This is a genomic window from Chlamydia poikilotherma (assembly GCF_900239975.1).
Lineage (GTDB): Bacteria > Chlamydiota > Chlamydiia > Chlamydiales > Chlamydiaceae > Chlamydia > Chlamydia poikilotherma.
In genome coordinates this window covers 604796-616525 of record NZ_LS992154.1, presented here as the reverse complement: position 1 = coordinate 616525, position 11730 = coordinate 604796, and the positions used below count along the sequence as shown (strand labels likewise).

Here is an 11730-nt window from a genome sequence, read left to right as displayed (position 1 = left end):
AATAACAAATAATATTTTATTAATTAAAATTATTTTATTAATGTGCAGATTATAATTAATTATTTGCATAGGATAAAACTATGAGAAAGCGAAACTCTTTCTTTAACCCTACAGCTAACAATAAGAATGAGCCCTTAGCTTCTATGATTCAAAAAACAATAACAATGGTAGAAAAGATAAAGGGAAATTCACAGGATCCTTTGAATTTAGATCTCAATAAGATTCACACAGACATTCAAGAGATTAAGACAATTTTAACAAAACATACTGAGGATATTGATTGTTTATATACAAAAAAAACAGATGAGAAAGTTCAGGATTTAGAAACGGATATGAGTCTTATAAAACTCTCCCTTCATAGTCTTTTAGAAGAATTGAAGGGTTTAAAGACTCTTGTTGAAGAAGGAATAGATGACTCACTCAATGATGACAGTTATCTTGTCCAGGCAGTTTTGATAGAGATCTATCAGAAATTTTTGCCTCTGTCTGGAGGGATGCTCACAGGCAATATTGATATGAATAATCATACGATTTTAGGATTGGCAACTCCTAAGAATCCTAAAGATTCTCATGCAGCATCGGTGGGATATGTGGGCACACAATTACGTCCTATAGTCAATAAGCTTAATGAAACATATGAAAAAACCAAAAGCCACGATAATTCGATAACAACTTTTAACTTTCAAATGATGCCAGTATCTGGAGGGAAATTTCGTGGTATTGTAGATATGGATGGTTATAGAATTACAGGATTAGCAAATCCTAAAGAACGGTCTGATGCAATATCCTTGGATTATCTCGAGCGTTATTTAGAAACGCGATCTCTTTCAGAAGGAACCATAGAAACTATAGCATCACCTCAAATTACGGATATAGAAACCAATCTTCTTTATTCAACAGGATTGAGTCATGAGGTAGATTACCCTCTTCCCTTAGAATTGCTTTCTCAAGGAATATTAGGATTTACTTGGCGAGCAAGAAGTTCTTCATTCTCAGGGAAATTCCCTATAAATTCTTTAAAATATCTCTTATCTAGAGAGGAGCAGCATTGTTTTGTATTAGATGATAACATTTTATACGGGAAATATCCCGGAATCTATACTTGGGATTTGACTCTTAAGGCACTGATCCCCTCGATCCTGGAATGCAAACATCCCAGCATCAAATTGAAAAGCCATTATGATTACGCCTTTTGGAATGATAAGGAAGAACTTCAAAGTAATACAAGCTATGTGGAGATACCTCTACATCATACAGGAACCATGATGATAGGAGGACATAGCTACGATATAGTAGAGTTAGCTCCTGGAAATTCTCGGGTATTTACTATTCCGGAAAACTGTGGTGGTGTGTCGATATATTTAGAAAATCATCAGGAAGGAGCATCTCCTCAAGATCTTTATATTGTACAAGCTGCCTACTCGTGTAGCTGGAAACGTTACTAAGTACTAGGAAACAGCTGCATTTTTGCAGCTGTTTATTACAAATATTTATCGTGCAGAATTTAAATAGAGATTGAGAGGATGATCACTCTCTAAAGCTCCATAACGTTTATCGTACGTGCTAACAATTTCCCCATGATCCACAAGATAAACACGATCTAAACATCCCTGAACAAAGTGCATGTCGTGAGTAGAGACACCTAATGTAAGGTTTTGATCTCTTAAGGATTCAAGAAGGCGTCTAAAGGCAGAAGTTGAAAAAGGATCTAATGCGGATGTAGGCTCGTCAAAAAGTAATGTACGTTTATCCATACATAGAGAGCGGACTATAGCGACACGTTGTTTTTGTCCTCCAGAAAGATGAGGAGGATAGCTTGTGGCAATGTCTTCAATGTCTAAAAGTTTTAAAAGATCAAAAGCCTTGTCTTTAGCCTCTTCTTTACTTCTATGCTTTACGATCATTTGAGGATGCATACAGTTATCTAAAACTGTCATATGTGGGAAAAGCTCGGGTTGTTGGAAAACTAGTGCTGGAGTCTCTCCTTCTATAGAGACATCTCCACTTGAAGGCTCCACCAATCCTACAAGAGCACGTAATATGGTTGTTTTCCCAGAACCGCTCTTGCCAACAAAGAGTGTAATATGCCCTTCCTCTAGAGAGAATGATACTTTTGATAAAATATGTTTATCATTTATCGAATAAGCAAGATTTCTTACCTTAACAGTCATAACCACTCCTTCTTTCTAACAATCTAGCGATATAAGAAAACAAAGATGTCATAAGCAAATACAAACCAGCGCAGATGCTATACATTTCCATTGGATTTAGCTCTCTAGAAACGATATCCTTACTTACTTTAGTAAGTTCTGGAACGCCCACAACCATCAAAATACTACTTTCTTTAATCAAGGCAACAAACTCATTTGTTAATGAGGGCAGGATATTTTTAAAAACTTGTGGATAGATAATATACACGAAAATCTGCGACTTTTTATAGCCTAAAACTTTAGCGGATTCCCATTGGCCTACAGATAGAGCATTGATTCCCCCACGGATATTTTCTGCGAGATAAGCAGAGGAATTGATACTTAAAGCAATTAGTCCCGCCATTAGTGGTGTAGGATCCAGCCTAATAATAGAAGGAAGACCAAAATAAAATATAAGAATTTGAATGAATAGTGGCGTGCCTCGAATTACCGTAACATAGAGATTCCCTAAGCATCGTGTAATGCGACATGGAAAATAACGCGATGTGATTGTTCCGATAATTAAACCTAATAAGGAGCCACAGAGTATGGAAATTCCGCTAACAAATAACGTATATCCACAACCACGTAATAGCACCTTTACTGTAGCAGCCACATGTTCCATAAATCAGCTATGCATATTTATTTACTCTTAAAGCATAATCATGCGCTTAATCCGAAAAAACTAGCAAGAAGTTTTCTATGTCTTTGACTATCAAGGAAATCATTGACTCTGAGATGAGTGTAATAAAAATCGTATCATCTCCAGCTAAAGTTCCTAAGATGTTTTCTGAAAACTTGTTGTCAATTAAGCCTGCTATCCATGAAGCAGATCCCGGAGCTGTCCGGATAACGATTAGAGAAGAATTATGACGAATAGAAACAACCAAATGTTTAATGTTAGACTCGTCTATTGAAGGAGGAAGAGAGTAGCGTGCGCCCTTTTCCCCAGGAATTTTTATTGCGTGGACCTTTCTTAACCAACGAGATACGGAAGATTGTGTCATTGCAATCCCTAGAGAAGAGAGTTTTTCGCAAATTTCTTCCTGAGTTGAAGCTCCTTCTTTATTTAAAATTTCTTTTAAAGCTTCGTCAACTGCTACATTTTTTTTCATTTTGCCTCTTGAAGTTTTCCTTGCTGATATTCAGAAGACCACTTTACTATAGAGCACTGGTTTATATTTTTCTTTGGTTTTTATGCTTACCCTTGGGTTGGAAAGCTCTTGTGATGAGACAGCGTGTGCTTTAGTAGACACTAACGCACAAATCATAGCTAATGTAATCTCTTCACAAGAAGATCACGCATCTTATGGAGGAGTTGTTCCGGAATTAGCCTCTCGAGCTCATTTAAAGGTACTCCCTTCTGTTGTGGAATCTGCTTTAAAAGAGTCAGGAGTTTCTTTAGAGGATATTGATCTTATTGCAGTAACAAATACACCAGGACTAATAGGTTCCTTAGCTATAGGCGTGAACTTTGCAAAAGGTTTAGCTATAGGATGCCAAAAACCGGTTGTCGGTGTTAATCATGTCGAAGCGCATCTTTACGCAGCCCATATGGAAGCAGAAAATGTGGAATTCCCTGCTTTAGGATTAGTGGTTTCTGGAGCCCATACAGCTATGTTTTTAATGAAAGATCCTTTAACTTACAAGTTAATAGGGAAAACTCGAGATGACGCTATAGGAGAGACTTTTGATAAGGTGGCACGATTCCTTGGACTTCCTTATCCCGGAGGCTCTTTAATAGAAAAAATTGCATTTCTTGGATGTGAGGAATCCTTCCCTTTTTCTCCTTCTAAAGTTCCTGGATATGATTTATCTTTTAGCGGATTAAAAACCGCCGTTCTTTATGCAATTAAGGGCAATAATAGTAATAATCGGACACCTCTTCCAGAGCTTTCTGAAAGCGAAAAAAATAATATTGCAGCGTCTTTTCAAAAAGCTGCTTTCATGACCATTGCACAAAAACTTCCTAATATTGTAAAAAAATTTTCGTGCAGATCGATACTTGTCGGAGGGGGAGTAGCAAACAATAGGTATTTCCAAAACTTATTGAAAGGCACTCTAAATTTGCCTTTATACTTTCCTTCTTCTAAGTTATGTACCGATAATGCTGCCATGATAGCAGGATTAGGACGAGAACTGTTTCTGTCAGAAAAAACTACTTTAGGAATTACTCCATGCGCAAGATATCGTTGGGAATCTGTCTCAGCTTCCTTATCTCTTCTTCCTTAACGCTTCATGGATGTAAAAATTTTCGCAAATCACAAGATCATCTCTCTATAAATATGAAAGACGATCCGAGATCTTTAGATCCTCGCGAAGTCCGTTTGCTTTCTGATATTAATTTAATTAAGCATATTTATGAGGGATTAGTTCAGGAAAATACTCATACCGGAAATTTAGAACCTGCACTCGCAGAAAGCTATTCTCTATCCGATGACGGAAAGACATATATCTTTCATCTAAGGCAAGCATATTGGAGTAATGGTGATCCCCTAACTGCTGAAGATTTTATTGCTTCTTGGAAACAAGTTGTAAATCAAGAAGTTTCAGGAGTCTATAACTTTGCTTTCGATTCTATTAAAAATATTAAGAAAATCCAGCAGGGAATACTCTCTAAAGAGGACGTAGGTTTTCATGCTAAAGATGATAAAACATTAATTATCGAATTAGAATCCCCAACCTCACATTTTTTAAAGCTTTTAGCTTTGCCTATTTTTTTCCCTGTTCATAAAGCTCAACGACAGTCACAATTGGTTTTACCTATTGCTAGTAGCGCCTTTTATCCTAAAAAAATTAAACAAAAGCAGTGGTTGCGTTTAGAGAAAAACCCTTACTACTACAATCAAGAACAAGTTAAAACTCAAACAATCACTGTCCATTTTATCCCTGATGCAAATACTGCTGCTTTATTATTTAATCAGGGTAAGCTGCATTGGCAAGGTCCTCCTTGGGGAGAGCGTATCCCGACAGAAACTCTATCACGTCTACAATCTAAAGGAAGTCTCCATTCATTCGATGTTGCAGGAACTTCTTGGTTAACTTTTAATGTGAATAAATTTCCTCTTAACCATACTAAGCTAAGAAAAGCTCTTTCTTTAGCTTTAGATAAAGAATCGTTGGTTTCTACAATATTTTTGGATAGAGCGAAGCCTGCCCAGCATCTACTGCCAAATAGTTTACACACCTACCCAAGTTTAGAACTTCCTTCTAAAGAACAACGCAGATATCTAGCTAAAAAACTCTTCCGAGAGTCTTTAGAAGAGCTAAATATCTCAGCGAAAGATTTAGAGAGTCATTCCCTAGTCTTCCCCGCAGGTTCTTCTGCAAGTGCTTTACTTGTTCAGATGATTCGTGAGCAATGGAAAGATATCTTGGGATTTTCTATTCCTATAGCAGGAAAAGAATTTGCTCTCTTACAAACGGAATTAGCCTCAGGACATTTCTCATTAGCTACAGGAGGATGGTTCGCGGATTTCTCTGATCCTATGGCATTTCTAACAATTTTTGCTCATCCCTCGGGAGTGCCCCCCTATGTATTGAACCATAAAGATTTCATGACACTCTTAACAACTATTCAAGAAGAAAGGGATCTAAAAAAGCGTAACGAACTAATTTCACAAGCATCTCTATATTTAGAAACTTTCCATATTATCGAGCCGATTTATCATGATGCTTTTCATTTCGCATTAAATAAAAAGCTGTCGAATTTTAATTTTTCTCCTACAGGAGTCGTGGATTTTCGCTACGTTAAAGCACCGTAATCCCCCTTATAGATAGAAAAATCCCTTCACTATTTCCTCCACATTATTTCACGGATGTACAGGTTTTCAGAATTCTAAAAGTCTGTCTATTAATATGAGAGACGATTCTAGATCTTTGGATCCTAAACAGGTTCGTCTTCTTGCCGATATGAATTTAATTTAAATTCTCATATAGAAATAAGTAAGTTTCTTCGTGGTTATTTTTATTCTTTTTTTGTTATTCTATGCATTTTTAGCTATGTCACGAGGCCTTAAGCACGATGGAAATGACAAGTAATGAAAATAAAGATGGTGGGAGAACTTTGCCCCCATGTCCCCCCTGTGTCATGGTGATCTTTGGTGCTACCGGAGATCTTACAGCACGAAAGTTATTTCCAGCATTGTATCATCTGATTAAAGAGGGAAGGCTGTCTGAAAATTTTGTTTGTGTAGGCTTTGCTAGGAGAAAGAAAAGCCATGAACAATTTCGCGAAGAAATGAAGCAAGCAATACAAAATTTTTCACGTGCTCAAGAGCTTGATATTCGTATTTGGGAAGAATTTGAATCCCGTATATTTTATCACGAATCAAACTTCTCTTCTTCGGAAGGCTATGCTTCATTGAAAGAGAGACTTGAAGATATCGATAAGAAATACGGGACACAAGGGAACCGTCTATTTTATCTATCAACACCCCCAGATTACTTCCCCGAAATTATTGAAAACATTAACAAACACAACCTTTTCTATCATGATCAAGGAGAAGGTAAACCTTGGTCGCGTGTAATTATAGAAAAACCTTTCGGTGTCGACCTACAAAGCGCTGAAGAACTGCAAAAGTATATAGACGATAATCTAGATGAGGATTCTGTCTATCGCATAGACCATTATCTAGGGAAAGAAACTGTACAAAATATCCTTACGATACGTTTTGCTAATACTCTATTTGAATCTTGTTGGAACTCCCAATACATTGATCATGTGCAAATTAGTGTTAGCGAATCTATAGGCATAGGTACCCGAGGTAACTTCTTTGAAAAATCGGGAATGCTTCGTGATATGGTGCAAAACCATATGATGCAGTTACTTTGCCTATTAACCATGGAACCCCCTTCAATATTCAATTCCGAAGAAATCAAAAAAGAGAAAATCAATATTCTTAAAAAAGTACATCCATTCTCTAAAGAAGATGTTGTCCGTGGTCAATATGGTCCTGGAGAAGTGCAAGGTGTATCTGTTCTTGGCTATCATGAAGAAGAAAATGTGGCCCCAGATTCTATGGTGGAGACCTATGTAGCATTAAAGATGTTTATCGACAACCCGCGTTGGTTGGGAGTTCCTTTTTATCTTCGAGCAGGAAAACGTCTTTCCAAACGTTCTACAGATATTTCTATCATTTTCAAAAAATCCTACTCCACTTTATTTGAATCTGAATCTTGTCCCGTATGTCCTGTAGAAAACGATCTTTTAATTATCCGTATACAACCAGATGAAGGCGTTGCACTAAAATTTAACTGTAAAGTTCCTGGAATGAATAATATTGTACGTCCTGTGAAAATGGATTTTCGCTATGATACTTATTTTAAAACAACGGCGCCAGAAGCTTATGAAAGATTGCTTTGCGATTGTATTCTAGGTGATAGGATTTTATTTACCTGTAGCGATGAGGTTATGGATTCTTGGAAACTATTTACACCGATTCTAAAGCGCTGGGAGCAAGATTCCTCTGATGTGTATTTCCCTAATTATGTTGCTGGGTCTTCAGGCCCTAAGGAAGCAGAGAAACTACTACAAGCAGACGGAAGAAGTTGGCGCCCCCTGTAACTTAACTTTATTTTGAGACGATTATGGCAACATTAGTTAACTTTAACGATACAAATAAACTCCTCCTCATAAAGAAACCAGAATTATTCATTGATCTGGCAAGTAAAGATTGGATAGCGAGTGCTAATAAATCAATCAAACAACGAGGAGCTTTTTACGTTGCTCTTTCTGGAGGAAGGACTCCCCTAGAAATTTTTAAAGAGATTGTAAAAAATAAAGAAAAAATTTCTGATCCCACAAAGATCTTTCTATTTTGGGGAGATGAAAGAAGTGTTCCTCATACATCTTACGAAAGTAATTACGGAGAGGCTATGAGCATTCTTCGGGATTTGTATATTCCAGAGGAACAGATTTTTCGTATGGAAACTGAAGATCCTGATGGAGCTAGAAAATACCAGGATCTCATAGAGTCTATAATTCCTGAAGCAAGTTTTGATATGATTATGCTTGGGCTTGGTGAAGATGGACACACCCTTTCATTATTTCCAAATACACAAGCTTTAAAAGAACACGAGCGTCTAGTCGTGTTTAATAAAGTTCCTCAATTAGAAACTGAAAGAATGACCCTTACTTTACCTGTTGTCGACAAAGCGAAACATATAGTCGTTTATGTTCAAGGAGAGAATAAAAAAACTATTGTTAGTAGTATATTTTTCCCTAAAGATAAGCAGTCACAGCCTTATCCTATAGAGCTCATTGGACAAGCGAAAACTCCCTTATTTTGGATTCTTTCTGTAGATGCTTATGATTCGAAAGATTTCGACTCGATTTCCTCGCTTTATAAATTAGATGTTATCTAAGTTATAAATTTACATTTCCAATCTAAGACAAGAAAATTTCTTCCTTAATTCGATCCCGATCTTGTTGCTTCTTCATAACTCGGTGGAAGTGCTAAACAATCAGAATAGGAAGGAGGATGATCCGAGTAAGCAGGAGCGCTTGGGGACGGAGATGTGTGTTCCGCGCTGCGCGAGGAATGTCCCATATTTAGATATGCGCGTTCCGTTTGATTAAATAGCTTTTGAGGATATTTTACTAGAGTCTGCTGCACAACCGTCTGACTGATCGTGTTTCTCTTGTATTCATCAGGATTATTCAGGATTTGATCCGCAACCATAGAATGGAGAGTGGCGCTATTTAAATGTAAAACAGCGGCTTGTTGTTTTTTAGCCATGTATACGGAAGCAATCATAAAGCTTATCAATCCGATAAGTAATAAGCCTCCTCCCCCAGCACAACAACCAATAATAGCAGCAGTAATAGCGGCAGCAGCTAGAGGTCCCGAGAAGAAAATACCTAATATAGCTCCCGCAGCTAATGCTAATAGAGCAATAGAGCAAATAATAGCACAAACCAAGAAGGCAATTTTAGAGGCTTTGTAATTTTTGTAGGCAGAAATTAACTCTTTATTTGCTTCTAAACTAATTAGAGCAGCAGATTTCGATCTGGCCCCAGTCTCATCATTAATACGGAAGTCTACTAAACTGTGGATAATATCTTTGTTAGTACGTTCTAATCTAAAGATCTCTTTAGAAGCACTATGGATTTTCATAGAGCTTAAAATAGCTGACCCTAAGGAAGAACCAAAAATCGCTAAAATTAAAATAACAAGAATACTACAAACAAAAACAACAATGATAGAATCCGCATTGCTCCCTGATCCCCCACCACGACATAAATTAGATAGAGCATGCATCCAAAGAATGTGCTCAATACAGTGACACACTGCATTTGAAGTGGACATCATGGCAAATGCTAGCTCTATTTCATCAGGAGCCGTGCCTGTAGGCTGCAAAGCAGAGCTCGTTGTAGCCAATTTATTTATTGATGCAGAGGTCGCTTTAAAGCGGTTGAGCAAAAAATGTTTTGCCGGAGAATTCGGAGATAATTCTATAAAATCAAGAGACCCTTGATCCGTAAGGTTTACAAGCGCACTTCGGGCAGCCTCGTTAGATGCTAAAAGCTTACTATTTAAAGAAGTAGCTGTCATATTTCTTATGTATATTAAATATACCAGGACAGAATTATAAATTATTTCAACTTTTATCTCAAGATTATATTTTTAATTAAAAAAACCAAGATCTTTACAATCTCTTGGTTTTTTAAGAATTTTTTACCATTTAATCAGATTGTTCAAGTATGCCGGCGTACTTTCCATAAAATAAACAGCTGAATCTAAGGATCCTAGGTCCGCATATCCATTTTGATCGGCTTTAGAAACGAGTGCCAATCCGTGAAGAATAGAACCTATTAAAGGTAAAAGTATTAAATGCTCGGTGATCATTTCTGTTCTTAATCCACCAAAAGCTTGTCTTAGAGATACTTCCTCATCCCCTCTGCATCGAGCAGTAATGAGCTGGAATAAGAATTTTAATGTTTTGGCAATTATTTTTATAAGTAAAATAGCCGAGGCTAAAATACTCACAATTACAGAAACTACAGGAAATGTAATGAGATCAAAAGCTACGCACGAAGCTTTTTGCGAAGTTGAATAATCGCTAATATCTTCATTACCGAAAGTTAAATAACACGCCATAGTAAAACCTCAAACTTGATAAGTATTAATTTCTATTACTTTGATTTCTTATTCTATCTTCTTTCACAACCTCTTCATAGGTTGGCGGAAGTTCTGCATAAGGAGGAGGAATAGGAGGCGACGGCATCAAACTTCCTCTATGAGAAGTTGAAGTTGGGACAGAGGTAGGGATCTCCTCTATTCTAGTTCTCTGTACATGTTCTGGGTGCTCTATATTACGCCCTCTCATCGATTCTTCAGAAGGAGTGAAAAGAGGAAAGACTTGAGGATCTAAAAGATCGCTGTGGGGACTCAAACAATTTCTAGCTACTATAGAAGCCAGATTATTAGAATCTTGAGCAGATACACGAATTTGTTCGCTAATATGCAGACACAAGAGAGAACGGTGAATAGAATCAATTGCAGATTTTCGGCGGTTATGGCTACAGTGAGCGTATGGGATGGAAAGCATCCCTAAAAGAAGAAAGGCGAGCCCTCCTCCACCCAGTGTCCATGCTGCCGGAGACATAAAAAATACATCCGAAAAAATGCCACCAGAATTAAATGCAAATATACATCCTAAAACAAATGCTATAATGGCTAATACTGAAAGTATTGCTGTAGCTAGAGAAAATATTTTCCAAGCAAGTAAAGATAATGCAGATTTTCTAGCGTGATTTAAAGCTGCTGCTGAAGCTAGATACCCACCTCGTTTAAACGAAGATATGTTATTACTTTCATTAAGGAATTTTATAATTCTCTTCTCACTACGATAGAAAAGGAAACTCTTTTGCACCAGTGAGCAAATATTAATCGTGTTTCTTATTACGCTACCGATAGTATTTTGATAGATAACATTAATCACAGAACAGAGTTCATGAATAAGCGTGAGAAAAAGATTAGAATTTTCTGATAAGTCAAAACAAAAGCTTCCTTGTGAAGAAGAGTCTATCGAATATTCTGACCCAAGCTGTACAGCAGGGTGAATTTCTCTTTGAAATTGAGGAGATGTTTCTAAAGTGAAAACATTATTTATGATCGCTAGATTATTGACATCAAGATTCTCAACAGACTGAGAATCTATTAGTTTAGCTAGGGGGCCGTATTCATATTTTGTGATTTCATAAATAGAGTTCTTCGTTGTAATGGAATCTAAGAAATTTAAAACCATCCTGTTAGGATTAAGATTATCTATAGGATTTGCCATTATGAGTTGTTTTTAATAATCAAATATGAAATCAACTAGGAATTATATTTCCGATAACCTTTATATTTCAAATAATTTTGAAAATGAACATAAGGTGTTGAGTTATTTTTATAAAAATTATTTGATTGCAAATAGAGAGTAATTTTCCTATCCTATTTCTGTATTTTTAATTTCTAAAAGTTTTATTAAATAGCATTTCTTTGATGCTCATTTACAACAATTAAGATCCCACCTTTATGTAAGTGCCCTATGT

General features: G+C 36.6%; 11 protein-coding genes. 5 read left to right on the top strand and 6 right to left on the bottom strand.

Translation table 11 applies throughout. The features are described 5' to 3' along the window. The first annotated feature begins 80 nt into the window (after positions 1 to 80). On the top strand, positions 81 to 1445 hold the full coding sequence (locus C10C_RS02790) for a hypothetical protein (RefSeq protein WP_117274333.1): 1365 nt from the start codon (positions 81 to 83) through the stop codon (positions 1443 to 1445). A gap of 45 nt (positions 1446 to 1490) precedes the next feature. Here C10C_RS02790 and C10C_RS02785 read toward each other — a convergent pair whose 3' ends face one another. From C10C_RS02785 to argR, 3 genes are read right to left on the bottom strand one after another with little or no spacing between them, the layout of a single operon-like run. Further along, a complete protein-coding gene (locus C10C_RS02785) occupies positions 1491 to 2171 on the bottom strand; it encodes an ATP-binding cassette domain-containing protein (protein ID WP_117274332.1) in 681 nt (226 codons plus the stop codon). Further along, positions 2161 to 2814: an amino acid ABC transporter permease gene (locus C10C_RS02780; protein WP_117274331.1), complete on the bottom strand. Its 654-nt coding sequence runs from the start codon at positions 2812 to 2814 to the stop codon at positions 2161 to 2163. Before C10C_RS02780 ends, C10C_RS02785 begins: the two co-directional genes overlap by 11 nt. Positions 2815 to 2860: 46 nt before the next feature. Continuing rightward, positions 2861 to 3304: an arginine repressor gene (argR, locus tag C10C_RS02775; RefSeq protein ID WP_117274330.1), complete on the bottom strand. Its 444-nt coding sequence runs from the start codon at positions 3302 to 3304 to the stop codon at positions 2861 to 2863. Between the two features lie 82 nt (positions 3305 to 3386). Between argR and tsaD the strand changes: the two genes are divergently transcribed. From tsaD to pgl, 4 genes are all read left to right on the top strand, one after another. Further along, positions 3387 to 4421 carry a tRNA (adenosine(37)-N6)-threonylcarbamoyltransferase complex transferase subunit TsaD gene (gene tsaD / locus C10C_RS02770; protein ID WP_117274329.1) on the top strand — a complete coding sequence of 345 codons (1035 nt, stop codon included), beginning with the start codon at positions 3387 to 3389 and terminating at the stop codon, positions 4419 to 4421. Then, a complete protein-coding gene (locus tag C10C_RS02765) occupies positions 4367 to 5953 on the top strand; it encodes a peptide ABC transporter substrate-binding protein (protein ID WP_117274328.1) in 1587 nt (528 codons plus the stop codon). Before tsaD ends, C10C_RS02765 begins: the two co-directional genes overlap by 55 nt. A gap of 260 nt (positions 5954 to 6213) precedes the next feature. Next, positions 6214 to 7755 (top strand): glucose-6-phosphate dehydrogenase, encoded by a 1542-nt coding sequence (gene zwf, locus C10C_RS02760; RefSeq protein WP_117274327.1) that lies wholly within the window; start codon positions 6214 to 6216, stop codon positions 7753 to 7755. 23 nt (positions 7756 to 7778) lie between these two features. Continuing rightward, positions 7779 to 8555 (top strand): 6-phosphogluconolactonase, encoded by a 777-nt coding sequence (gene pgl / locus C10C_RS02755; RefSeq protein ID WP_117274326.1) that lies wholly within the window; start codon positions 7779 to 7781, stop codon positions 8553 to 8555. A 44-nt stretch (positions 8556 to 8599) separates the two neighbouring features. On the opposite strand, the gene garD (C10C_RS02750) is transcribed toward pgl, so the two are convergent. The 3 genes from garD (C10C_RS02750) to garD (C10C_RS02740) form a co-directional block, all read right to left on the bottom strand. Further along, a complete protein-coding gene (garD, locus tag C10C_RS02750; RefSeq protein ID WP_117274325.1) occupies positions 8600 to 9745 on the bottom strand; it encodes an inclusion membrane protein GarD in 1146 nt (381 codons plus the stop codon). Between the two features lie 123 nt (positions 9746 to 9868). Then, the gene (locus C10C_RS02745; protein ID WP_117274324.1) at positions 9869 to 10291 is read right to left on the bottom strand and encodes a hypothetical protein; all 423 of its coding nucleotides are present in this window, start codon (positions 10289 to 10291) and stop codon (positions 9869 to 9871) included. Between the two features lie 25 nt (positions 10292 to 10316). Then, positions 10317 to 11477, bottom strand: a complete 1161-nt coding sequence (gene garD, locus C10C_RS02740) for an inclusion membrane protein GarD (protein WP_117274323.1) — start codon at positions 11475 to 11477, stop codon at positions 10317 to 10319. Positions 11478 to 11730: the final 253 nt, after the last annotated feature.